The sequence below is a fragment of the Pseudaquabacterium inlustre genome (genome assembly GCF_038066595.1).
Lineage (GTDB): Bacteria > Pseudomonadota > Gammaproteobacteria > Burkholderiales > Burkholderiaceae_C > Pseudaquabacterium > Pseudaquabacterium inlustre.
Genome location: NZ_JBBUTH010000009.1, coordinates 503016 through 526563 on the forward strand (window position 1 = coordinate 503016; position 23548 = coordinate 526563).

The window sequence follows — 23548 nt, forward strand, 5'->3', positions numbered from 1 at the left end:
GCCCCAAGCCGGGACGCGACCCGCCCGGCGGGTGGCGGCGGTATCCCGCCGCCGGGTGCCCCATGTCAAGCCTGGGCGACGTAGGCCGGCAGGAACGGCGTGCGGCGCACGCGCTTGCCAGTCAGTGCGGCCATGGCGTTGGCCACCGACGGTGCCTGCAAGGCCGTCACCGGCTCGCCGATGCCGCCGGGCTTCTCCTTGCTCTGCACCAGGGTCACGTCGATCTGCGGCGCCTCGTGGTTGCGCATCACGCGGAAGGTGTCGAAGTTGAACTGCTGGATGCGACCCTTGTCGACCGTGATCTCGCCCCACAGCGCGGCCGACAGGCCGAAGATCACGCTGGACTGGATCTGCGCCAGCACGGTGTCGGGGTTGACCATCTGGCCCACGTCGGCCACCACGGTGGCCTTGTGCACCACTGGCGCGCCGTCCTTCATCGAGACCTCGACCACCTGGGCCACATAGCTGTCGTAGCCCTCCATCAGCGCCACGCCACGGGCACGGCCGGCCGGTGCCGGCGTGCTCCAGCCGGCCTTGTCGGCGGCCTGCTTCAGCACCGCGGCGGCGCGCGGCTGGCTGTCCAGCAGCGACAGCCGGTAGGCCACGGGGTCCTTGCCCGCCGCAGCCGCCAGTTCGTCGATGAACGACTCGTTGGCGAAGGCGTTCATGTTGTGGCTGACCGCGCGCCAGTAGCCCACGCGCAGGCCGGCGTCGTGCTTCACGGTGTCGTGCTGCACCGCCGGGATGTCGTACAGCGCCACGGCGGCTTCGGTCATCAGGCCGTCCGGCGCCTCGGGCGGCAGCCCGAACACGCGGCCGGTGATCGACTGCGAGGCCACGCGCCAGGTGTGGGCCGTGGGCTTGCCGTCGGCCCCCACCGCGGCGGCCAGCCGGTGCACGGCCAGCGGGCGGTAGAAGTCGTGCTGCATGTCGTCTTCACGGGTCCAGATCAGCTTGACCGGCTTGTTCACCGCCTTGCTGATCTGCGCGGCCTGGATGATGAAGTCGATGTCGATGCGACGCCCGAAGCCGCCGCCCAGGAAGGTGCTCTCCACCGCCACGTTCTCGGGCTTGATGCCCAGCAGCTTGGCCACCGTGCCCTGGGCGTTGTCGGGCCACTGCGTCGGGCCGATCAGGCGGATGCGGTCGCCTTCGAAATGGGCCGTGAAGTTCATCGGCTCCATCGGCGAGTGCGACAGGTTCTGCGTCATGTACTCGGCGCGCACCACCTTGGCGGCCCCGGCGATGACGCCGGCCGCGTCGCCCACCTTCTTCAGCGGGATGGGCTTGCCCGAATCGAGTGCGGCTTTGGTGCCGGCGAACATGGCCGCGGTGTTCAGGCTGGCATTGGGGCCTTCGTCCCACTCCACCTTCAGCACCTCGCGGGCCTTCACGGCGCGCCAGTAGCTGTCGGCCACCACGGCCACGCCGTCGGGGATCTGCACCACGTCGATCACGCCGGGCATGGCCTTGGCCTTGCTGGCGTCGAAGCTCTTCACCGTGCCGCCCAGCACCGGCGTCTGCTCCAGCGACGCGTACACCATGCCGGGCAGCTTGACGTCGATGCCGAAGCGCGCGGTGCCATTCACCTTGGCCGGGGTGTCCAGGCGGGTGGTCGGCTTGCCGACGATGCGGAACTGGCTGGCGTCCTTGATCGCCACCTTCTCGGGCACCGGCAGCTTGGAAGCGGCCTCGGCCAGCTGGCCATAGGTGGCCTTCTTGCCCTTGGGGCCGGTGACCATGCCGTTCTCGGCCTTCAGCGTGGACGCGTCGACGCCCCACTTCTGCGCCGCCGCGGCCACCAGCATCTCGCGCACCTGGGCGCCGGCGATGCGCAGCTTCTCCCAGCCCTCGCGCACCGAGGTGCTGCCACCGGTGAGCTGCAGGCCGAAGATCAGCGCGTTGCCGTACACCTTGCCCGGAGGCGCGAAGGCCACCTTGACCTTCTGCACGTCGACGTTCAGTTCCTCGGCGATCAGCATCGGCATCGAGGTGTAGACGCCCTGGCCCATCTCGGCGCGGGCCGACATCAGCGTGATGGTGTTGTCGTCGGCGATGTGCACCCAGGCGTTGGGCGTGTGCACCAAGCCAGCCGCGTTGGCCGGGCCACCGAACGGCAGCGTGAAGCCCACGAGCATGCCGCCGCTCATCGCGGCCGAGCCCTTGACGAAGCCGCGGCGCGACACCTTGACCGCCGACTTGACCGAATCCTTCAGTTGTTCACTCATGCTGTGCTCCTGTCGGGTGCCGGGGGTCAGGCCTTGCCGCCGCGCATGTCGGCGGCCGCTGTCTTGATGGCCGCTCGCACGCGGACATAGGTGCCGCAGCGGCAGATGTTGCCCTTCATCGCCTCGTCGATCTCAGCGTCGTTGGGGTTCTTGTTGCGCGCCAGCAGGGCGGCGGCGCTCATCAGCTGGCCGCTCTGGCAGTAGCCGCACTGCGGCACGTCGTGCTTGATCCAGGCCTTCTGCAGCGGGTGGGTGTTGTTCTTCGACAGGCTTTCCACGGTGCTCACCGAGCGGTCGGCGCACTTGCTCAGCGGCGTGGAGCACGAGCGGATCGGCTCGCCGTCCAGGTGCACGGTGCAGGCGCCGCACAGCTTGGCGCCGCAGCCGAACTTGGTGCCGGTCAGGCCGATCTCGTCACGGATGACCCACAGCAGCGGGGTGTCGGGTTCGGCCTGGACCGTGACGGCCTTGCCATTGACCTTCAGGCGGGTTGTCATGTCGGGTCTCCTCGGTGCGTTCGTGGCCCGCCTGCCCCTCGCAGCCGAGCCCAAGGCGCATCGTCGCCCGGCGTGGCGGCGTCCCCGTTCGGGACAAACCCGGGCCGCGCAGCCAACAACGTTGCAGCACGGCACAGGCCGGCGGCTGCAGCGGCACCGCCCCTAGGGTTGGGCCGGAGTCAGGGCGTCACGCAGGTGTCACCGCTTCCGCATCCAGCAGGCCGAGCAAGGCCGCCAGTGCCGGCGACGGATCGCCCTGCCACACCAGGTGCGTGCGGTTGCGCCGGATGCGCAGCGGCAGCGCATGGCGCTGCACCAGATCGGCCGCGCGCAGCGACTGCAGCACCGACTCGGGCACGATGGCGCAGCCGGTGCCCGCCGCCACGCAGGCGATGATGGCCGGGTAGCTGCCCATGTCCAGCGTGCGTGCCGGCAGCACCTGGCCGGCGCCCAGCCATTCCTGCAGCCGCTGGCGGTACGAGCAGCCATGGGCGAAGGCGATCAGCGTGAACTCGCCCAGGTCGGCCGGGCGCTGCACCGGCGCATGGTCCAGCGCGGTGATCAGCACCAGCGACTCGCTGAACGCCACGCGGCTGTTCAGCCCCGGCGCGGTGAAAGGCTCGGAGACAAAGGCGGCCTCGAGCTCCCAGGCCGCCAGGCGCTGCAGCAGCGCGCCGGTGGTGCCGGTCTGCAGATCGACGCGCACCTGCGGCTGGGCGCGGTGGTAGGCGCTCAGCAGCGCCGGCAGGCGGGCACTGGCGGCGCTCTCCAGCGAGCCCAGACGCAGCGGGCCCAGCGCCGCGCCGTCGCGCAGGGCCTGCTCGGCCTCGTCGGCCAGCTGCAGCAGGCGTTCGGCATGGCCGCGCAGGCGCTCGCCGGCGGCGGTGAGCGCCAGGCCGCGGCCCTGGCGGCGGAACAGCGCCACGCCCAGCCGCTCTTCCAGCTGCTTGAGCCGGGTGGTGACATTGGACGGCACGCGGTTCAGCACCTGGGCGGCGCGCACCACGCCGCCCTGCTGCACCACGCTGCGGAAGATCTCCAGCGTGTCCAGATCCAGGATTCTCATTTCAAGAATGGTATTTCTGGATAATTCATTTGTGCAAGTATCCGGTCTCGGGTTGAATGGCGGTCATGGACGTTCACGCATGACCCCGCCGCCCGGCCTGCCAGCGCCGCACCAGCGCCCCGCCTCGGCCGCCATCGCGATGGCTGCGCTGCTGGCGCTGGCGGTGGCCATGGGCATCGGCCGCTTCGCCTTCACGCCGATGCTGCCGCTGATGATGCGCGATGGGTTGCTGGACGCCGCGCTGGCCGCCGAACTGGCCGCCGCCAACTACCTGGGCTACCTGGCCGGTGCCTTGAGCGCCGCACCGCTGCAGGCGCTGCTGGCCAGGCGCTGGCCGGCGCGTGCCGAGGCACAGCCACCCGCGCTGCTGGCGCTGGCGCTGACGCTGGTGATCGCGCTGAACGCCGCGATGGCCGGGCCGCACTGGCTGGGCATCGGCTGGCATGTGCAGCGCACGCTGGCCGGCGCCGCCAGTGCCTGGACCCTGGTGGCCGCCACCGGCTGGGCGCTCACCGCGCTGGCGCGGCGCGGTGCGGCGCCGCTGGGCGGCTGGGTGTTCGCCGGCGTGGGCAGCGGCATCGCGCTGAGCGGGCTGCTGGTGTGGGCGCTGGGCGGCTGGCGCTCCGGCGCGCTGTGGCTGGCGCTCACCGCGCTGGCGCTGCTGATGGCCGGTGCGATGGCCTGGCTGCTGCGCTCGGGCTGCGCGGCACATCACCTGGCATCCCCCCAGCAGGCACCCGGATCTTCCGCCAAGGCGCCCGTCTCGGCGCCCACCTCTGCACCCGCCTCCCCACCCACCACCCGCTGCGGCGTGCCGCCCGGCTTCGGCCCGCTGGTGTTCTGCTACGGCAGTTTCGGCTTCGGCTATATCGTGCCGGCCACGTTCCTGCCGGCGATGGCCCGGGTGCTGGTGGACGACCCGTTCTGGTTCGGCCTGGCCTGGCCGGTGTTCGGCACGGCGGCGCTGCTGTCCATCGTGCTGTCGGCGCGGCTGGCCAGCCACTGGCCGCGCCAGCCGCTGTGGGCCGGCTGCCAGCTGGCCATGGCGCTGGGCGTGGCGCTGCCGCTGCTCAGCCGCTCAGGCCTGGCCATCGGCGCGGCCGCGCTGCTGGTGGGCGGCAGCTTCATGGTGGCCACGATGGCCGGCATGCAGCTGGCGCGCCAGTGGCTGCCGGCCGATCCCACGCCGCTGCTGGGCCGCATGACCACCGCCTTTGCCGCCGGCCAGATCCTGGGCCCGCTGCAGGTGCGCCTGCTGGACGGCTGGCACTGGCATGGCTGGGGCCCGATCGAGTTCACCAGCGCCACCGCCGCCCTGCTGCTGGCCACCACCGCCGCCTGGCTGTGGCGTGGCCTGCCCGAACCCTCATCGCTGGAGACCGCCCATGCCCACCCTGCCCGCTGACCTGGCCCAAGGCTTCGGTCCTGATCGCGGCGAGCGCCTGCCGCTGCCCGAGCCCGCCACCTGGAGCGACGACCAGCGCCGCATCGCCCAGGCGCTGATCGACGGCCCGCGCGGCGGCGTGTTCGGCCCCTTCGTGCCGCTGCTGCATGCGCCAGCCCTGGCCGAGCCGGTGGGCGCGCTGGGCGAGGTGCTGCGCTTTCGCGGCGCCCTGCCCGCCCGCGTGCGCGAGCTGCTGATCTGCGCCGTGGCGCGCCACACACACAACCAGTTCGAGTGGCAACTGCACGCACCGCTGGCCCGCCAGGCCGGTGTGGCCCCGGCGGTGATCGACACACTGCGCACCGGCGCCCTGCCCGACGCCGCACGCGACGGCCTGGCCGACGATGAATCGGCGGCGCTGGACCTGGCCCACGAACTGCTGCGCCAGCATGGCGCCAGCGACGCCACCCACGCGCGGGCCCAGGCCGTGTTCGGCGACCCGGGCGCCGTGGAGATCGCCACGCTGGTGGGCTACTTCACGATGGTGTGCTGGGTGATGAACTTGGCACGCACGCCGGCGCGGCCGTCGAACGAGGCGCCGCTGCCCGGCCTGCCGGGCTGATCAGGCCGCCGGCTTCAGCACCTCGGGATTCAGCGCCGTCGGCGGCCGGCCGGCATCGGCGCCGATGCCGAACACCGCCAGCAGGTTGCGCTGCGCCAGATCGGCCATCGCGCGGCGCGTCGGGAGGCTGGCGCTGGCGATGTGCGGCGTGAGCACCACGTTGGGCACGGTCAGCAGGTCGGGGTGCACGGCGGGCTCGCCCTCGAACACGTCCAGCCCGGCGGCAGCGATGCGCTTGTCGCGCAGGGCTTGCGCCAGCGCGGCGTCGTCCACCACGCCGCCGCGGGCGATGTTGGTCAGCGTGGCGGTGGGCTTCATCTGCGCCAGCTCGGACGCGCCGATGGCATGGTGGCTGCTGGCGCTGTAGGGCACCACCAGCACCAGGTGATCGGCCTCGCGCAGCAGGTCTTCTTTGCTGACCCATCGCGCGCCGATCGGGGCCTCGGCCTCAGCAGGCAGGCGGCTGCGGTTGTGATAGATCACCGGCATGCCGAAGCCCAGGTGGCCGCGCCGTGCGATGGCCTGGCCGATGCGGCCCATGCCCAAGATGCCCAGCGTGGCGCCGTGCACATCGCTGCCGGCGAACAGGTCGTAGCGCCACTGCGTCCACTGGCCGGCGCGCAGGAAATGCTCGCTCTCGGCGATGCGGCGCGCGGTGGCCATCATCAGCGCGAAGCCGAAGTCGGCGGTGGTCTCGGTCAGCACGTCGGGCGCGTTGCTCACCAGCACGCCGCGCGCGGTGCAGGCCGGCACGTCGATGTTGTTGTAGCCCACGGCCATGCTGCACACGGCGCGGACCGTCGGGCAGGCGTCGAGCAGGGCGGCGTCGATGCGCGGCATGCCGGCCACCAGCAGCGCGCTGCAGCCCTGGGCGCGACGCGCCAGTTCGGCCGGGTCTTCGATCGGATGCTCGCCGGCGGCGTCGACCTCGAAGTGCTCGGCCAGCGCGGCCAGCACCTCGGCGAACATGGGGATGGCGACCAGCAGTCGAGGCTTGTCAGAAAGGCTCATGGGATCTCAGCACATCCAGATGAAAGTGACCACGACGAACAGCGGCACCAGGATGCCGCAGCTCCAGGCCATGTAGCCGAAGAAGCTGGGCATCTTCAGCCCGCGGTCCTCGACGATGGACTTGACCATGAAGTTCGGTGCATTGCCGATGTAGCTGTTGGCGCCCATGAACACCGAGCCGGCCGACACCGCGGCCAGCGTGGTGGCCAGCGGGCCCATCAGCTGCTGCACGTCGCCACCGGCCAGGTTGAAGAACACCAGGTAGGTGGGCGCGTTGTCCAGGAAAGACGACAGCAGGCCCGAGGCCCAGAAATAGGCCCAGGGCAGCGGCTGGCCATCGGGCCCGGTGACGGCGCGCAGCACGCCGGCAAAGGCGCCGTCGTGCCCTGCGCGCAGCATGGCCAGCACCGGCAGCATGGTGACGAAGATGCCGATGAAGAGCTTGGCCACCTCCTGCATCGGGCCCCAGCCGAACTGGTTGTCGGCACGCACCTTGGCCGCCGTCAGCGCCATCGAGGCCGCGGTCACGCCCAGCAGGCCGGCGTCGCGCAGCAGGTTCTGCAGTTCCACGTCGGCGCCCGGCAGGTGCACCACGATGCCCGGCTTCCACGCGCCGCTCATCAGCACCAGCGCCACCACCAAACCCAGCAGCAGCAGGTTGATGCCACCGTCGATGCCGAACCTGTGGTCATCGGGCGTCGGGTCGCGCGGCATCACGCCTTCCTTGGCGTACCAGTGGCGATCGATCAGCCAGAACAGCGCCAGCAGCACGGCCACGCAAAACAGGGTCTCGGGCAGCAGGGTCTTGAGCGTCCAGAAGAAGCTCACCCCCTGCAGAAAGCCCAGGAACAGCGGTGGATCGCCCAGCGGCGTGAGCGAGCCGCCGATGTTGCTGACGATGAAGATGAAGAACACCCACACGTGCACGGTGTGCTTGCGGTTGTCGTTGGCGCGGATCAGCGGGCGGATCAGCAGCATCGACGCCCCCGTGGTGCCCATGAAGCTGGCCAGCACCGCGCCCAGCGCCAGCAGGCCGGTGTTGAGCCCGGGGCTGCCATGCAGGTTGCCGCGCACGTAGATGCCGCCCGACACCGTGAACAGCGCCGCCAGCAGCACGATGAAGGGCAGGTACTCGCCCCACAGCATGTGCAGCAGCGCGCCGCCGGTGGCGCCGGCGCCCTGCATCACGGCATGCGGCAGCACGAAGGCCAGCGCCCAGCCGATGGCGATCTTGCCGAAGTGCTTGTGCCACACGAAGGGCAGCAGCAGCGGCATCAGCGCGATCGACAGCAGCATGCCGGCGAACGGCAGGCCCCACCAGGCGCCGCCCGCGGCGCTGAGCGCGCGGCCGTCCACTTCGGCGGCCTGGGCCAGCGGCGCCAGCGCGGCCAGCGCCAGCGCGGCCAGGCGTGCAGCGCGCGTCATGCCGTGGCTCCCTGCAGCGGCGCCAGCGCGGCCAGCAGATCGGGCGGCAGCTTCACCGGCCGGCGCGTCTCGCGGTCCACGTACACATGCACGAAGTGCCCCTGCGCGGCCGCCAGCGGCTCGCCCGGCGCGAACAGGCCCACCTCGTAGCGCACGCTGGATGAGCCCACATGCGCCACGCGCAGCCCGGCCTCCACATCCTGCGGAAAGGCCAGTGGCGCGAAGTAGTTGCAATGCGTCTCGACCACCAGGCCGATGGTGCGGCCGGCATGGATGTCCAGCGCCCCGGCCTGGATCAGGTAGCGGTTCACCACCGTGTCGAAGAAGCTGTAGTACTGCACGTTGTTGACATGGCCGTACACGTCGTTGTCCATCCAGCGGGTGGTGATGGACGAGAGGTGCCGGTAGTGCTCGCGCAGGCCGGGCTGGGGTTTGGCGCTCATGACGGGGCGTTGGTATGACGATTGGATCGGCGCGCATTGTCGCGTGCCACGGACCTGGGGCTTTCACCAGGGCGCGGGGCCGGCGGCCAATGGCCGGGTGCCCGGGGGTCAGGCCCAGTCGCGCTGCCAAGCCTGCCAGGCGGCCTGCGCCAGCTGCACCGTGCGCAGCTGCACCGCCACCGTGGTGGCGATGTCGCGGCCGTAGCCGCCGGCCATGGTCACGGCCACCGGCACGCCGCGTGCGCGCAGGAAGTCGAACACCCGCCGGTCGCGCGCGGCCAGGCCGTCATCGGTGAGCTTCAGCCGGCCCAGGCGGTCGCCCTCGTGCGGATCGGCGCCGGCCAGGTAGAAGGCCAGGCCCGGCGGCGCCTCGTGCTCGGCCACATCGAGCTGGCGCGCCCAGGCCTCATCGAGTGCCGCGTCCAGCGCAGCCAGGTACTCGGCGTCGGCGCAGCCGTCGGGCAGGTCGATGTCCAGATCGCCGGCCTCCTTGCGGAACGGGAAGTTCTTGGCGCCATGCAGCGACAGCGTGAACACGCTGGGGTCGCTGCGGAAGATCGCCGCCGTGCCGTTGCCCTGGTGCACGTCCAGGTCGATGACCCACACCCGCAGCCGCCGGCGCTGCGCGCGGAAGGCCTCGGCCTGCAGCAGGCGCGCGGCCACCGCCACATCGTTGAACACGCAGTAGCCGCTGCCCTTGTCGGCATAGGCATGGTGGGTGCCGCCGGCCAGGTGACAGGCCACGCCACCGCCGGGCCGGCCCAGCGCCGCACGCGCCGCGGCCACGGTGGCGCCCACCGAGCGGCGGCTGCGCTCGACCATGCGCTCGCTCCACGGGAAGCCGATCTCGCGCTGTGCCGCCGCCGGCAGCGTGCCCTGCACGATGGCGTCGATGTAGGCCGGCGTGTGCACCAGTGCCAGCTCGCCATCGCTGGCCGGATCAGCCTCGGTGATGGCCAGGTCCGGGCAATGCGCCTCGACGGCGTTGCGCAGCAGCTCGTACTTGGGCATCGGGAAGCGGTGCCCCGGCGGCAGGCCGATCGAGAAACGGTGGTTGCTGAACACCCGCATGGCGCCGCCGATTCTGCCCGGCGCCGCATGCCCCCCTACAACATGGGAGGACTAGTGAGCGGACCCTAGGAATTTTGCTGCAGCGCAACATGAACCCCTTGTAATCCCTGGCGCGGCCCCTATACTTCAGTCCATGTTGCAGTGCAGCATAACTGCAAGACGAGACCCGCCACCCACTTCCACACCCAACCGGAGCGTTTCATGTCCTACCTGACCCCCGAGCAAGTCGCCGCCGCCAGCAAGGCCAACCTCGAGACCCTGTTCGGTCTGACCAGCAAGGCCTTCGAAGGCGTGGAAAAGCTCGTCGAGCTGAACCTGCAAGTGGCCAAGGCCACCCTGGCCGAGTCGCAAGAAACCGCCAAGGCCGCCCTGAGCGCCAAGGACGCGCAAGAACTGCTGGCCCTGCAAGCCAGCCTGCTGCAGCCCAGCGCCGAGAAGGCCGCCGCCTACAGCCGTCACCTGTACGACATCGCCGCCGCCACCAGCGCCGAAGTGACCAAGACCGCCGAAGCCCAGTTCGCCGAAATGCAGAAGAGCTTCGTCTCGGCCGTCGACTCGGCCATCAAGAACGCCCCGGCCGGCACCGAGAACGCCGCCACGCTGGTGAAGTCGGCCCTGACCGCCGCCAACAACGCCTACGAAAGCGCCCACAAGGCTGCCAAGCAGGCTGCGGACATCGTCGAAGCCAACTTCAACGCCGTGACCAACACCGCCGTGAAGGCCTCGCAAGCCGCCGCCAAGACCGCCAAGCGCGCGGCCTGAACCCTGCCCCCGAGGCGGCCAAGGCCGCTTCCCCCCAGGGGGCGCCGCCAGCGGCCCGGCAAAGCTGGGTCCGCGGCGACCGCTGGGTTGGGCTTGTGCCCTGCAACATCTTGCAGAACAGCGCGCGGAACTTTCCTGGCGCGCTGTTCTCAGACAGGAGCCTTGGCTGCGAAGCCGGGGCATCCGTGGAAGGTTGTCTCCTCGGTACCTTTCGAAAACCCCCTTTTCTGGGTACCTTTCCAGCCCGTTGGCTTGCCAACGGGCTGTTTTTCTTTTGGGGCCTGACACCGTGCGCACGCCGGGTGCGCTCAGGGCGCGCCGCCGGCATGCACGAAGCGCCAGTCGGCCACCCGCGCCGCGTTGCGGCCCTCGTTCTGGCGCAGCGGCGCCACCTCGGCGCGCGAGTGCACGCCGACGATGCGGTCGCCCGCCCGGATGGGCACCCAGTCGTCACGGCCGGTGAACGGGTCGGGCCAGCGCTGGCGCAGATGGGCCACCGGGCGCGCGAAGCGCCGGTCGGCCAGCAGTTCGTCCAGGTGGCGCGGCTGTCGCGGCAGGCCGGGCGGGCTCATGCGGTCATACGACGCCAGCGCACGGCGGTACTGCTCGCCGACGAACAGCAGCTGCGCCTCGCGCTCGCGCTGCGCGGCCAGCGCCCAGTCCGTGCCGGCGCGCCACTGTGCCAGCCCCAGCAGCGCCACGACGGCCAGCAGCCCCAGCAGCGCCACGCCACGCTGCGGCGGCGCGGGCGGGGCGCTGCGCCGCGGTGGCACGGGCGGGGCCTTCATCGTGGCGCCACGGCGCCGCCGCCGAGGCCATCGCCGAGGCCATCGCCGGGGCCATCGCCGGGGCCATCGCGGGGGTCGTCGGCAGGGCCGTCGCGGGCGACAGCCGGCCCGCCGTGGTGGACGCTGGCCACGTCGAACACCCGGCCGGGCACGCCGGGCGGCGGTGGCAGCACGCGCCAGTCGGCGGCACCGGTCAGCGGGTCCAGCGGCAGCTGGCGCAGGTAGCGGCGCTGCACCAGTTCGTCCAGCCGGTCCGGGTAGCGGCCCTGGTCGGCCAGGAAGGCGTCGATGGCCTCGCGCAGCCGCTGCAGGTTGGCCTGCTGCACCGCCTCGCGGCCCTGGTCCAGCGTGCCCACATAGCGCGGCACCACCAGGGTCAGCAGCAGGCCCAGGATGGCCAGCACCACCACCAGTTCCAGCAGCGTGAAGCCGCGGCGCGCGGTCCGCGCCACCGGTCGTGCCCGGCGCAGCCTCACCATGACGCCAACGCCGAGCCGTCCAGCGCCCGCCCCTCGCTGGACGAGCGCACGTCGAACACGTCGCGGCCCGGCCGCGGCGCGTCGTGCGGGCTGTCGCTGCTGCGCAGCAGCCAGGTGCGCGCCGCCGGCAGCGCCGGATCGGCAAAGGGGTCGCGCGGCAGGCGGCGCAGGAACACCAGGCGCTGGGATTGCGCACTGCGCGCATCGGGCACGCCGTCCACCAGGGCCTGCAGGCTGGGCGGCCAGCCACTGGCATCGGCCGCGCGGGTGATGCGGCCGGCGTCGCTGGCAGCCTTCCAGGCATCGAGCGCACCGCGGATCTCGCGCAGCGCGCGCCGCAGTTCCAGCTCCTGGCCGCGCTGGCGCGTCAGCTCATGCATCGGCAGCGCCAGCAGGGCCAGCACGCCCAGCAGCGCCAGGCAGACGGTCAGCTCGATCAGCGTGAAGCCGGCGCGCCGGCGCGGCACGCCGGGCCGGCGGCGCGGCCGCGCGGCCAGGGCTTGCACGAGGGACTGGGGGACGGACATGCGGGCCTGGATGGCTGGCTGGGTGGCTGATGGGCGCTAAGGTCAGCGCGGGGCCGCGGGCGCCTCGACCGGCGGCCGGCTGCGGCGCACCGGGGCTGCAGGTGTGGCGTCGGCGGCGGCACCGGGGGGGCGGGGCGCGTCGGCGGCGCCGGGCGGGGCATCGGCCGCGCCGGGCGCGGCGGGGGCCGCCGTCGTGACCGACGGGATCGACGGGATCGATGCGACCGACGAGCCCGTCGGCAGCGGATCGAGGTTCAGCGCGCGCAGGCCGGCCCGGCTCTCGGTGCCCGAGGCGAACTGCCGCGCGGCCTCGGGCAGCGTGGCCACGCCGCGCACGATGCGCGGCGTGATCGCCAGCACCACCTCGCTGCTCTCGCCGTTGCGGCTGACGCTGGAGAACAGCCGGCCCAGCAGCGGCAGCTGGCCCAGGCCGGGCACGCGGGCGGCGGCCTCGCGCGCCTGGTCGCTGATCAGCCCGCCCAGCACCTGGGTCTGGCCATCGGCCAGACGCAGCTGGGTCTCGGCGTTGCGCGTGCCGATCTGGTAGGCCAGCGAGCCCGACGGGCCGGGGATCTCGCGCGCGATGTTGCTGACCTCCAGGCTCAGCCGGATGCCCACCTGCGCATCGGGAAACACCTCGGGCTCGACCTGCAGCTTGATGCCCACGTCGAGGTACTGGATGGCGCCAGTCACCACCGAACCGCCGCTCTGCAGCGGTGTCACCGTGTTGGTGATCACCGGCACCTTTTCGCCGATCATCACCCTGGCGGTCTGGCGGTGGCGGGCGCGGATGCGCGGGCTGGCCAGCACCCGCGCGTCGGACTCCTGCAGCCGCAGGTTCAGCGTCGCCCCCAGCGGCGACACCAGCAGCTGCCCGGCGTCCAGCCGCCGCAGCGCGCCCAGCGTGGTGCCGCCGCCCGGCTCGGTGGCCGGCACCGACACGCTCAGCCCGTCGGGCAGGCGCAGGCCCAGCTGGCTGAGCCGGTCGCGCGAGACTTCCAGCACCTCCAGCTCCAGCATCACCTCGGGGTCGGCGCGGTCATGGGCCCGCACGATGCGCTCAGCCACCGCCAGCACCGCCGGCGGTTCGCGCAGCAGCAGCGTGCTGCCGCGCTCGTCCACCACCACGTCGCGCAGCTTCAGCAGCGTGCGCAGCGCGGCGGCCACCTGCTTCACGTCGGCATTGGCCACGTGGAAGCTGCGCACATCCAGCTCCTGGTGCTCGCGCAGCCGCGCCTCGGTGGCCGGGTAGACGAAGACCGCGCGGCTGCCCACCTCGCGCCGCGCCAGCCCGGCCTGCAGCAGCACCAGGTCGATCACGTCGCCCAGCGGCGCGTCCTGAACGGTGAGGCTGGTCTTCAGATCGCGCCGCACCTCGGCGTCGAACACCAGGTTCAGCCCGCCGTGGCGGGCCAGGGCTTCCAGCGTGGCGCGCGTGCCCCCATCGCGCACCTGCAGCGACACCGGCCGGCGCCAGGGCGATGCGGCCTCGTCGGCGCTGCGCCGCGCCACGCGCTCGGCCCGGGCCGCCTGCTGCGCCTGGGCGGCCGACAGCGCCGCCGCCTGGGCCAGGCGCGAGGCCGGCGCCTGGGCCAGCGCGGCCTGGGCCAGCGCCTCGGCCTGCGCGGGCTCGCCGGCCTGCAGGGCCTGGCGCACGCCGGCCAGCAGCGGCTGCAGGCGGCGCAGCTCGCCGGCCTCGGCCAGCAGGGCCTGCGCGCGCTCGTCACGCGGCACCAGGGCCAGGGCCTCGCGCGCGGCGGCCTCGGCCCCATCGGCGTCGCCGGCCTCCAGGCGTTCGGCCGCGCGGGCCTGGCTGGCCAGCAGCTGGCGCTCCTGCAGCAGCAGCAGTTCGGTGCGCAACCGGGCGTCGGTGGGGGCGGCGGCGCTGGCGGCGGCCAGTGCGCCGGCGCGTTGCAGCGTGTGCGCGGCGTCGGGCGCCGGCGGCGGTGCCACGCCGGCGCAGGCGGCCAGGCTGCACGCCAGCGTGCACAGCACGCTGTGGCGCAGCGCCAGCCGCCGGCCGGTGGCCCGCGGAGTGCCGGAGACGGACCGGTTCGGGGGGCGGTGGAGGTTCACGGCAAGGCTTTCGACGGAAGTAGCGGGTGGCGCAACGGCTGGTGCAGCGGCGGGTGCAAACACTGGCGGCTCAGGGTGCTGCCGGCAGGCTGAGGCGGTGACGGGCCGGGCCGTCCTCGTGCTGCAGCCAGGCGCCGGTGGCATCGATGGCGCGCACGCGCCAGGCGGGCTGCACCACCTCGCCCTCGGCCACCAGGCGCGCCTGGCCGGCCGGGTCTTCCAGCAGCAGCAACAGCGCCGGGCCACCGGGCTCGCGCAGGACGCCGGTGGCCCGCAGCGCCGGCACGGCCACGGCCGGCACGCTGGCGGCCGCCACCGGCACGGGCGGCGGCAGCGGCGGCGCTGCCGGCACCTCCGCTTGGCGCGGCGTGGCGCGGTCGAACAGGGCCAGCGCACGACCGTCAGGCTGCAGCAGGCGGGTGACGGGTGGTGGCACCGGCATGGCGGGCGCATCGGAGGCGTCATGCGCCTGCGGTGCATCGACCGCCCCGGCGGTGGCGGCGATGGACGCCCGGCGGGCGCCCTCCCCGGCCCTGGGTCCAGACTCAGACGCATGCCCGTCGCCCGACGCTGCCACGGCCACGGCCGCCACCGCCGAAACAGGCAGTGCCGCCTGCGCCCGGGCCGCAGGCGGTGGCCGGCGCGCGGGCCGCGGGCGCTCGTCGGCCTGCGGCCAGAAGGCCGCCACTGCGGTGGCCGCCAGGCCGGCCAGCAGCAGCGGCAGACGCCAGCGCGGCGGTGCCGCTGTCTGCGACGCTTGCGCCTTCTGCGACGCTTTCCCCGTCTGCGCCGAGGTGCCACTGGCCACGCGGCTCATGGTGGCGCCCCGGCCGGACCGGCCGGCACCTGCACCACCACCACGCCGGCGGCGCCAGCACCGACGGCCGCGCCAACCGCGGCGCCGGCGGCCGCGTCGCCCTCCGCGCCGGCCACCGCGGACCGGTCGCGGAAGTGCAGGCGCAGCGTCAGGCTGGCCTCGACCTCGGACGCGCCGCCGCCGGCCGCGCGATCCAGCCGCAGCGCCTGCAGCGAGGCATGGGGCCAGGCCTGCGACAGCTGGCCCAGCAGGCGGCGCAGGCGTTCGTAGGGCCCGCTCAGGCGCAGCCGCAATTCCTCGCGGTGCAGCGGCGCCGGGCCGTCCAGGCGCTGCAGCTCGGCCTGTGCCGGCATGGCCTGCAGGCCTTCGGCCAGGCGCGCCAGGGTCTGCAGATCGTCGGGCAGCTGGCCGGGCGGGGGCAGCACGGCCCAGCGCCGGGCCGCCAGGTCGGGTGCCGGTGCCGCGGGCGGGGCCCGCCGGGGCACCTGCGCGTCGGCCTGCTGCCGCGCCAGCTGCGCCTGCCGCGGCTGCAGCACCGCCAGGCAGAGCGTCAGGGCCGACAGGCCCAGCACACCGGCCAGCCACCAGCGCCCCGGCACGCCGTGGCGCAGCCGGTGCAGGGTGCGCTCGGCCGGCCCGGCCGGGCGGTGCGCTGCCGGACCGGTGCGCTGCAGGGGCACGGCCGCTGCCGCGACCGCCAGCGGTGGCAGGGGCTCAGTCGGCATCGGCACCCAGCTCCAGTTCGGCCAGCACGCCCTCGCCCTCGGGGGCGGCCTGCCAGCCCAGCAGGCGTGCGCCGTGAAGTCCCTCGGCGCGCGACAGCTGCGCATACCAGGCCAGCGCCGCCTGCGGCGTGTCGGCCTGCACCTGAACGCGCCAGCGCACCGCCGGTCCGCGCCCGGCCACCGACTCGATGCGCTGCAGCTGCACGCCGGCATCGCGCGCGGCGGCCAGGCGATCGAGTGCCAGCAGCGGCTGGCCCTGCAGCGCTGCGGCCACCAGGTCGCGCGCCGCGGCCTCGCCGCTGGCCCTGGCGGCCAGCTCGCCACGCGGGGCGCGCCCGGCACCGTCCGCCACATCGGTGCGCTGCGCCACCCGCAGGCCGTCGCCCGACGCGACCGACAGGACGGCCGCCTCGTCGCGCGCCAGCGTCTGCCAGGCCAGGCCCAGCGCCAGCCAGGCGCCCAGGCCGCCGGCCAGCGCGGCGCCGAGCGCCGGTGACAGGCGCGGCGGCGGTGCGAAATCCAACCGCGCCAGGCTGAACGGCGAACCACGCCGCAGCCAGGGCTCGGCCACGCGCCGCGGCCAGTCACTCGACGGCAGCACGGGCTGCGGCACCGGATGCACCGGATGCACCGGTGGTGGATCGGGTCGTCGCCCCGGGCCCGGCGCGCGGGCGTCGGCCGGCCAGGGCACGCCGGGCACCAGGCACAGGCGCGGCCAGGCGGTGGCGGTGGTGTCGGTGAAATTGCGGGTGTCAGTGGCATCGACCGGATCGGCGCTGCCGGAGCGCCGCGGCCCCCCGGCGGCAGACGACCCCACCTCGTCCTGCCAGCGCCGGGCCCAGGCCTCGGCCCGCTGCGGCCAGGGTCCGGCATCGCCGGCTTCCACGGCCAGCGCCTGCCAGCTGCCACAGGGCCCGCGCAGGCCCAGCGCCAGGCCGGCCGCGGTGGGCGCGGCCACCAGCCGGGCCCGCCGCGCGGGCAGGCGCTCGGCGCCGCCCAGGGCCTGGGCCCAGCGCGGGCGCAAGGACCGCAGCCGGCCCCCGGCCGCAACCACCGCGGCCTGCAGACCCTGCACCAGGGCCGCGGGCATGGCACAGGCGGCCAGGTGCCGGCCGTCGGCCTGCGGCACGCAGCGCACCTGCCAGTCGGGCGCCCCCAGGCCCAGCTGCTCGTCGTACCACTGCCGCGCCACCGCCCCCAGCGCCTGCGGCGACAGGCGCACCAGCGGCCCGCACAGCAGCGCCGGCGGCGCCAGGCGGTCGTCGACCAGGGCCTGCACCGCGCCCACGCGGCCGTCAGCTGCCGCCAGCGCCTGGGCGCAGGCGGCCTGCCAGTCGATGGTGGCCAGCGGCTGGGCGGGGGCATCGTCCACCGCCGGCCAGGCCTGGCCCGGCGCCAGGCCCTGCACGCCGGCCGGTGACAGCCACAGGCGCAGCGGCCGGCTCATGCCAGGTCCTCGGCGATGGTCACGCGGTCGGCCTCGGCCTGGGTGGTCAGCCCCTGGTCCACCAGCGCCTGGGCCGATTCACGCAGCGGCCGCGCCCCCAGCGCGCGTGCCGCAGCGCGCACCCGCGCCAGCGGGGCACGCTCGCCGATCAGCGTGCGCAGCGTGTCGTCCACACGCAGCGTCTCGGTGATGGCGCGCCGCCCGCGCAGGCCGCTGCCGCGGCAGGCCAGGCAGCCGCTGCCGGCGCAGGTGGCGCAGGTCTGGCGCAGCAGGCGCTGGGCCAGCACGCCGTTCAGCGCCGCGGCCAGGTTGTACGGGTCCACGCCCATCGAGGCCATGCGGCCGATGACATCCACCGCGTTGTTGGCGTGCACGGTGGCCAGCACCTGGTGGCCGGTGAGCGCGGCCTGCACCGCGATCTGCGCGGTCTCGCCGTCGCGGATCTCGCCGACCATGATGCGGTCCGGGTCGTGCCGCAGCACCGAGCGCAGCCCACGCGCAAAGCTCAGGCCCTTGGCCTCGTTGACCGGGATCTGCAGCACGCCCGGCAGTTCGTACTCCACCGGGTCCTCGATGGTGATGACCTTGTCGCGGTCATGCCGGCGCTCGCCCAGCAGCGCATACAGCGTGGTGGTCTTGCCGCTGCCGGTGGGCCCGGTGACCAGGAACAGCCCGTACGGCAGGCCGGCCAGGCGCCGCGCGAAGGCCGCGTCGTTGGGCGTGAGGCCCAGCGTCTCCAGCGTGATGCGGCCGTCGGCCGCGGCCAGGCGCCGGCGGTCCAGCACGCGCAGCACCGCGTCCTCGCCGTGGATGCCGGGCATCACCGACAGCCGCAGGTCCACCTGCCGCGGGCCCAGGCGCAGCGCCAGGCGGCCGTCCTGCGGCAGGCGCTGCTCGGCGATGTCCAGCTCGGCCAGCACCTTCAGCCGCGACACGGCCTGCTGCGCCGCCGCACGGCCGTCGATGCGCCCGGCCGGCACCAGCACGCCATCGAGCCGGTGGTGGATGGCCAGACCGTCGCCGTCGCAGGCCAGGTGCACGTCGCTGGCGTGCACGTTCAGCGCGTCGTACAGCGTGGCGTTGACCAGGCGCACCACCGGGTCGGCATCGCCGCGCCACAGCGCCGGGTCGAGGTCCAGCGCGCCGTGGTGGCCCGCATCGCCGCGGCCGCTGTCCAGCGAGGCGGCGGTGCGCGTGTTCTGCTCGCGGCGCTGCAGCAGCGCGCGCAGCGCGTCGCCATCGGCCAGGCGCCAGCGCACGGCCGGCCGCGGATGGGCCAGCAGACGCAGGCGCAGCCAGGCCTGGGTGCCCTCGTCGAACGGATCGGCCAGCGCCAGCGTGACGCCGCCGTCGGCATCGCGCAGCGCCACGCACTGGCGCGACACGGCCTCGATGAAGGGCAGCAGCACATCGTCGGACTCGCCGTCGCCGGCGTCCTCCAGCCGGCCGGCGGGCAGCAGCGGCCAGCCGCACCAGGGCTGCAGCGCACGCGCCAGCGCCGCCCCGGCCAGGCCGGTGTGGCGCGCCAGCAGCTCGGTGACGCGGCCCGCGCCGGCCGCGGCCTCGGCACGCACGGTGGCCAGCAGCGCGGCAGGCACCAACGCCGGGGCATCGGGCACACGGGTGGGCAGGCTGAGCGGGGTCATCGCAGGGCCCGGTTCATTGCAGCGCCGACGACAGCTCGAGCAGCGGCACGTACATCAGCAGCACCACGCCGCCGATCAGGCCGCCCAGCAGCAGCATCAGCGCCGGCTCGAAGGCGTGCGACAGGTGGGCCATGCGCCGCGCCGCGCGCGCCTCCAGCAGCAGCGTCAGGCGCGCCAGCGTGGCCGGCAGGTCGCCGGTGCGCTGCCCCACCTCGAGCAGCCGCCCGACCACCGGATCGCCGAAGTGGCGGCTGTCCAGGCAGTCGGCCAGCGCGCGCCCGGTGCGCAGCTGCACCAGCACGCCGCGCAGGTGCTCGCGGCCGGCCGGCAGCAGCAGCGGCTGGGCCAGCTCCAGCGCCTGGGTCAGCGGCAGGCCGGCCTGGGTCAGCATGCCCACGGTGGCGAAGAAGCGGCTGCCGCCCAGCAGCAGCAGCGTGTGCTGCAGGCCCGGCCAGCGCGACAGCGCGGCCAGCAGGCGCGCGCGACCGTCGGCCCGGCACAGCAGCAGCACCAGGCTGGCCAGTACCAGCCCCAGCGCCCCCAGCCAGCGCGCGCGGTGCTCGCCCAGCCAGCGGCCGGTGGCCACCAGGCGCTGCGCCGCCGGTGACAGCGCGGCGTCGGCGTCGGCCACCACGGTGGCGAACTGCGGCACCATCCAGCCCAGCAGGAACAGCACCACGCCCAGCGCCACCGCCAGCAGCAGCGTCGGGTAGACCAGGGCCGACTGCAGCTGCTGGCGCAGCGCCTGTGTGCGCCGCGCCGCCGCGGCATAACGCGCCAGGCCCTCGGCCAGGCCCGAGCTGCGCTCACCGGCCTGCACCAGGGCCACCAGCACCGCGCCGTAGGCCGGGTCGTCGCCCATCGCCCGCGACACCGGCAGGCCGTTGACGATGCGCTGGCGCAGCACCTGCATGCGCGCCCGGTCGGCGCGGGCCGGCATGCCTTCGGCCAGCACGCCCAGCGCCTCGTGCAGGCTCAGGCCGGCCTGCAGCAGGCCGGCCAGGTCTTCGGCGAACAGCGCGCGGTCGAAGCGGTCGGCGCCAGGCAGGCCGCTCTGCCGCACGAAGCGGCCCTCGGCATCGACGACATAACGGGTGGTCAGCATGCGGCGCTCCGGCAGGGCCGCGCGCTGCCCGGTACGGCGAGGGTGGACGGCGCGCTCATCCGTCGACCCCGATGTCCTGGTCCTCGCCCTGGCCGCCCGGGCGGCCGTCGCGGCCCAGGCAGAGCAGGCGGAATTCGCGGCCGGCGGCCGGCCCCTCGTAGCGGTAGGCCTGGCCCCAGGGATCGGCCGGCACCACGCCCTTCAGATACGGCCCGCGCCAGCGCGGCTCGCCGGCCGGGGCCGCCTGCAGCGCCGCCAGGCCCTGCTCGCTGCTGGGGTAGCGGCCAGTGTCGACGCGGTAGTGCTCCAGCGCATCGGCCAGCGCACGCAGCTGCGCCTGCGCCACCTGCCCGCGCGAGCGGCCCAGCTGGTCGAAGTAGCGCGGCGCGACGAACACCGCCAGCAGGCCCAGGATGGCCAGCACGATCAGCAGTTCCAGCAGCGTGAAACCGCGGTGCCGGCAGGTCGAGGTCGAGGGGGAATTCATCGCCGCTCCTGCGGGCTGAGCCAGTCGCTGTCGGGCAGCAGCGTGCTGCCATCGTCGGCCACGCGCATCAGCCGCGCCTGCCACTGGCCGCTGCGCTGGCGCGGGCCGTAGCTGAGCGGCCGCGTGACGCCGGTGGGCAGGCGCTGCAGCGACTCCAGCGCGGCCAGCACGCTCTCGCGGTCGGGCTGGGCGCCGGCACGGCGCAGCGCCTCCACGCCGGCGCAGGCGCTGGCCCAGGCCAGGGTCTGCAGGGCCAGGTGGCGCGGCGCGGCGCCGATGGCGGCCAGGTCGTCGCGGAAAGCGCGTGGGTCGAACTCGGCCTCGGCCGGCCCGGCGGCCAGCAGGCGCAGCCCGCGGCGGCGCTCGGCCGGCCAGGCCAGCGGCGCGGCCCCCACGCTGGCCAGCGGCGCCAGCACTCGCGGCGGCCGCGCCTGGTCGGCGGCCAGCACGGCCAGGGCCTGCACGGCATCGGGCGGCAGCACGGCCAGCAGCAGGTCGGGCACGCCCTCGGCCTGCCATTGCGCCGCCAGCCGGCCGGCCAGCGGCTCGCCGGCGGCCACGCGCCGCGTGTCCAGGCGCAGCGCGGCGTGCTGGGTGGCCTGGGCCTGCGCGGTGCGCAGCTGCTGCGCGCCGGCGGGCGTGTCGGCCACCAGCAGCAGCGCACGCACCGGCCCGGCGCCTGCCCCGGCGCCTGCACCGGCCCCGGCCCCGGCCCCGACCGATTGCCGCGCCGCCAGATCGACCAGGATGCGCAGTTGGTCGCCCAGCTGCGGCGCCACGCCGAACCACCAGCGCGAGGCCTCGCCCAGCTCGGCCGCCGCACCCAGCGGCCCCAGCACCGGCACCTCGCCGAGCGCCTGCGACAGCGTGGCGGCATCGCCCTGCGGCCACCAGGGGGCCAGCAGCATCAGCACCTCGTCGGTGCCGGCGGCCGCGGTCTCCGGCAGCACGCGCAGCCGCAGCTGCCGGCCGTAGAGACCGCCTTCGCGGTTGGCGCGGGCCAGGCAGGCGCGCACGCCGTCGGCCACGGCCTCGCCCACCGGCGCGGCCGCGCCGGCCTGGGGCAGCACGGTGCCCAGCGTCAGCGTGTCGGCCGCCACGCCCGGTTCGGCGTCGGCCGTGCTGTCCAGGCGGCGCAGGTGCTGCAGCAGATCGGCCGCGTCGCGCGGGGCCAGCGCAAAGCGCGGCATGGCCAGCGCCAGCGGCCGGCCGTCGGCGGCCAGGCCCTGCTGCAGCGCGCGCAGCAGCAGCGCCTCGTCATAGGCCGGGCGCGCGGGCAGTGCACCGCCGGCCGGCCGGGCCTGGGTCAGCAGCGCCCAGCGCAGCGGGGGCGCCAGCACGCCGGCCTCGCCGCGGCCCTGACCGCGCAGGCCGTGGCAGCGGGCGCAGGCGGCATCGCCACCGGCCAGCGGCACCGCCGCCGGCCCGGCCCCCAGCTGGGCCTGCAGCGGCTGGCCGTCGCGGTCCAGGCCCTGGCGGTACAGGCGCTGGCCGTGGCGGGCCTGCTCGGCGCCCAGGGCCTCCAGCGTGGCCGTGGTGGCCGCAGTGGCCACGGTCAGCGGCAGGCCGCCGGTGGCCAGCAGCACGGCCAGCGTCCAGGCCTTCGCCCGGACCCTCCGCCAGGTGCCCCCAGGTCGCATGGCCCGGCCCCGTCTCACAGCACCCGACGCACGGCGGCCACGATGGCCTCGGGCGGCGCCAGCGCGTGCAGCTTCAACCAGGTGTTGGTGCGGTCGTTGCCGATCCACAGCGCGGCCTGGTGCTGGGTCTTGTCGGGCACGTACAGCCCCAGCTTGTGCAGCACCCAGTCGACGTTCTCCTTCTTGCCGGTGACGAAGCTCCAGCCGGCCCGCGCGCCCAGCCGGTTGGCGTAGGCGTCGAGCAGTTCGGGCGTGTCGGCCACCGGGTCGACGCTGATCGACAGCAGCTGCACCGGGCCGATGCCCGGCGCCGCCGCCAGCGCCTGCTGTGCGCGCGCCAGGTTGGCGCCGACCGGCGAGCACACGTCCTTGCAGCTGGCGAAGAAAGCATGTACCAGCACCACACGGCCGCGGATCAGGTCGTCGTAGAAGCGCACCGGGCCGCGGTCATGGGTGAGCAGCGGCAGGTTGGTGAAGTGGCTGGCCGCATCGCGGCCGGCCAGGCGCGCCGGGGCCGCGCCCTCGGCCTGCCGCGCGGCCGCGTCGCGCAAACCCTGCCAGCCCTGCAGCGCCGCAGCCTCGGTGCCGGCCGGCGTCTCGGCGGCCGGCGGCGCGGTGACGGTCAGGCGTGCGGCCTGCGGCAGCGCCGCGCCGCCGCCCTGCACCGCCGCCACGATGGCCGATGGCCCGGCCAGGCCGTACACCCGCTGCCAGCGCTGCGGCTGCCCTTGGCCGACGAAGACCATCGGCGTGTGGTCGTCGAGCCGGCCGCCCGTGGGCAGGCCGAAAGCCGCGAGGATGGCGTCGATGCTGGCGCGGCTGCCGGTGACGAAGTGCCAGTCGCCCTCGGCCGCGCCCCGTGCACTGGCATAGCTGCGCAGGCGCTCGGGCGTGTCGGCCAGCGGGTCGACGGTGATCGACACCAGCTGCAGGTCGCCGCGTCCACTGGCGGCCAGGCGCTCGCGCGCCGACTTCAGGATGGCGGTCATCGGCGAGCACACGGTGGTGCAACTGGTGAAGATGAAGTTCACCAGCACCGGCCGGTCGCGCAGCAGTTCGCTGGCGAAGCGCCGCGTCTGGCCACGGTGGTCGGTGACCACCACGTCGGGCAGGTTCAGCTTCAGCAGGCTGGCCGGCGACTCGGCCGGCACGGCCCGGGGCTGGGGCTGGGCGGTGGCCGGGCCGAGGCCGCAGGCCAGCGCCAGGGCCACCGCCGCGTGGGCGATGAGGGCAGCAAATCGGAGGGGCATGCGGTGGCTCACGGGTTCGGGTGGGCGGAATGCGGCGGGATTCGATGGAATG

At 74.5% G+C, this 23548-nt stretch carries 22 protein-coding genes; 3 read left to right on the top strand and 19 right to left on the bottom strand.

Annotated features, from left to right (window positions below; translation table 11 throughout):
* Positions 1 to 65: 65 nt before the first annotated feature.
* The 3 genes from AACH10_RS19660 to AACH10_RS19670 form a co-directional block, all read right to left on the bottom strand.
* Positions 66 to 2228, bottom strand: coding sequence for a xanthine dehydrogenase family protein molybdopterin-binding subunit (locus tag AACH10_RS19660; protein WP_341412185.1), 2163 nt, complete (start codon positions 2226 to 2228; stop codon positions 66 to 68).
* A 26-nt stretch (positions 2229 to 2254) separates the two neighbouring features.
* Positions 2255 to 2725: a (2Fe-2S)-binding protein gene (locus AACH10_RS19665; protein ID WP_341412186.1), complete on the bottom strand. Its 471-nt coding sequence runs from the start codon at positions 2723 to 2725 to the stop codon at positions 2255 to 2257.
* A 187-nt stretch (positions 2726 to 2912) separates the two neighbouring features.
* Positions 2913 to 3791 (bottom strand): LysR family transcriptional regulator, encoded by an 879-nt coding sequence (locus AACH10_RS19670; protein WP_341412187.1) that lies wholly within the window; start codon positions 3789 to 3791, stop codon positions 2913 to 2915.
* 79 nt (positions 3792 to 3870) lie between these two features.
* On the opposite strand from AACH10_RS19670, the gene AACH10_RS19675 reads away from it, so the two are divergent.
* Together AACH10_RS19675 and AACH10_RS19680 are read left to right on the top strand one after the other, a co-directional pair.
* Positions 3871 to 5196, top strand: coding sequence for a YbfB/YjiJ family MFS transporter (locus tag AACH10_RS19675; RefSeq protein WP_341412188.1), 1326 nt, complete (start codon positions 3871 to 3873; stop codon positions 5194 to 5196).
* Positions 5177 to 5797, top strand: a complete 621-nt coding sequence (locus AACH10_RS19680) for a carboxymuconolactone decarboxylase family protein (protein WP_341412189.1) — start codon at positions 5177 to 5179, stop codon at positions 5795 to 5797. The genes AACH10_RS19675 and AACH10_RS19680 overlap by 20 nt, the downstream gene beginning before the upstream one ends.
* Here the strand turns inward: AACH10_RS19680 and AACH10_RS19685 are convergent, their stop codons facing one another.
* The 4 genes from AACH10_RS19685 to AACH10_RS19700 all read right to left on the bottom strand — a co-directional run bounded on the left by AACH10_RS19685 (position 5798) and on the right by AACH10_RS19700 (position 9747).
* A complete protein-coding gene (locus AACH10_RS19685; protein WP_341412190.1) occupies positions 5798 to 6808 on the bottom strand; it encodes a 2-hydroxyacid dehydrogenase in 1011 nt (336 codons plus the stop codon).
* A gap of 6 nt (positions 6809 to 6814) precedes the next feature.
* Positions 6815 to 8233 (bottom strand): sodium:proton antiporter, encoded by a 1419-nt coding sequence (locus AACH10_RS19690; RefSeq protein WP_341412191.1) that lies wholly within the window; start codon positions 8231 to 8233, stop codon positions 6815 to 6817.
* The gene (locus AACH10_RS19695; protein ID WP_341412192.1) at positions 8230 to 8676 is read right to left on the bottom strand and encodes an acyl-CoA thioesterase; all 447 of its coding nucleotides are present in this window, start codon (positions 8674 to 8676) and stop codon (positions 8230 to 8232) included. The genes AACH10_RS19690 and AACH10_RS19695 overlap by 4 nt, the downstream gene beginning before the upstream one ends.
* A gap of 108 nt (positions 8677 to 8784) precedes the next feature.
* The gene (locus AACH10_RS19700; RefSeq protein ID WP_341412193.1) at positions 8785 to 9747 is read right to left on the bottom strand and encodes a histone deacetylase family protein; all 963 of its coding nucleotides are present in this window, start codon (positions 9745 to 9747) and stop codon (positions 8785 to 8787) included.
* A gap of 201 nt (positions 9748 to 9948) precedes the next feature.
* Between AACH10_RS19700 and phaP the strand changes: the two genes are divergently transcribed.
* On the top strand, positions 9949 to 10509 hold the full coding sequence (gene phaP, locus AACH10_RS19705) for a TIGR01841 family phasin (RefSeq protein ID WP_341412194.1): 561 nt from the start codon (positions 9949 to 9951) through the stop codon (positions 10507 to 10509).
* 308 nt (positions 10510 to 10817) lie between these two features.
* Here the strand turns inward: phaP and AACH10_RS19710 are convergent, their stop codons facing one another.
* From AACH10_RS19710 to AACH10_RS19765, 12 genes are all read right to left on the bottom strand, one after another.
* The gene (locus AACH10_RS19710) at positions 10818 to 11297 is read right to left on the bottom strand and encodes a type II secretion system protein (RefSeq protein ID WP_341412195.1); all 480 of its coding nucleotides are present in this window, start codon (positions 11295 to 11297) and stop codon (positions 10818 to 10820) included.
* On the bottom strand, positions 11294 to 11749 hold the full coding sequence (locus AACH10_RS19715) for a type II secretion system protein (protein WP_341412196.1): 456 nt from the start codon (positions 11747 to 11749) through the stop codon (positions 11294 to 11296). Before AACH10_RS19715 ends, AACH10_RS19710 begins: the two co-directional genes overlap by 4 nt.
* Positions 11750 to 11769: 20 nt before the next feature.
* The gene (locus AACH10_RS19720) at positions 11770 to 12303 is read right to left on the bottom strand and encodes a prepilin-type N-terminal cleavage/methylation domain-containing protein (RefSeq protein WP_341412197.1); all 534 of its coding nucleotides are present in this window, start codon (positions 12301 to 12303) and stop codon (positions 11770 to 11772) included.
* Between the two features lie 42 nt (positions 12304 to 12345).
* Positions 12346 to 14379, bottom strand: coding sequence for a secretin N-terminal domain-containing protein (locus AACH10_RS19725; RefSeq protein ID WP_341412198.1), 2034 nt, complete (start codon positions 14377 to 14379; stop codon positions 12346 to 12348).
* Between the two features lie 70 nt (positions 14380 to 14449).
* Complete coding sequence (locus AACH10_RS19730; RefSeq protein ID WP_341412199.1) at positions 14450 to 15196, bottom strand: hypothetical protein; 747 nt, start codon at positions 15194 to 15196, stop codon at positions 14450 to 14452.
* The gene (locus AACH10_RS19735; protein ID WP_341412200.1) at positions 15193 to 15921 is read right to left on the bottom strand and encodes a MotA/TolQ/ExbB proton channel family protein; all 729 of its coding nucleotides are present in this window, start codon (positions 15919 to 15921) and stop codon (positions 15193 to 15195) included. The genes AACH10_RS19730 and AACH10_RS19735 overlap by 4 nt, the downstream gene beginning before the upstream one ends.
* The gene (locus tag AACH10_RS19740; protein WP_341412201.1) at positions 15911 to 17368 is read right to left on the bottom strand and encodes a hypothetical protein; all 1458 of its coding nucleotides are present in this window, start codon (positions 17366 to 17368) and stop codon (positions 15911 to 15913) included. The genes AACH10_RS19735 and AACH10_RS19740 overlap by 11 nt, the downstream gene beginning before the upstream one ends.
* A complete protein-coding gene (locus AACH10_RS19745) occupies positions 17365 to 19014 on the bottom strand; it encodes a GspE/PulE family protein (RefSeq protein ID WP_341412202.1) in 1650 nt (549 codons plus the stop codon). Before AACH10_RS19745 ends, AACH10_RS19740 begins: the two co-directional genes overlap by 4 nt.
* Before the next feature lie 13 nt (positions 19015 to 19027).
* Positions 19028 to 20119, bottom strand: a complete 1092-nt coding sequence (locus tag AACH10_RS19750) for a type II secretion system F family protein (RefSeq protein WP_341412203.1) — start codon at positions 20117 to 20119, stop codon at positions 19028 to 19030.
* Between the two features lie 55 nt (positions 20120 to 20174).
* On the bottom strand, positions 20175 to 20606 hold the full coding sequence (gene gspG / locus AACH10_RS19755) for a type II secretion system major pseudopilin GspG (RefSeq protein ID WP_341412204.1): 432 nt from the start codon (positions 20604 to 20606) through the stop codon (positions 20175 to 20177).
* A complete protein-coding gene (locus AACH10_RS19760; RefSeq protein ID WP_341412205.1) occupies positions 20603 to 22192 on the bottom strand; it encodes an ABC transporter substrate-binding protein in 1590 nt (529 codons plus the stop codon). Before AACH10_RS19760 ends, gspG begins: the two co-directional genes overlap by 4 nt.
* Before the next feature lie 68 nt (positions 22193 to 22260).
* On the bottom strand, positions 22261 to 23496 hold the full coding sequence (locus AACH10_RS19765) for an SCO family protein (RefSeq protein ID WP_341412206.1): 1236 nt from the start codon (positions 23494 to 23496) through the stop codon (positions 22261 to 22263).
* Positions 23497 to 23548: the final 52 nt, after the last annotated feature.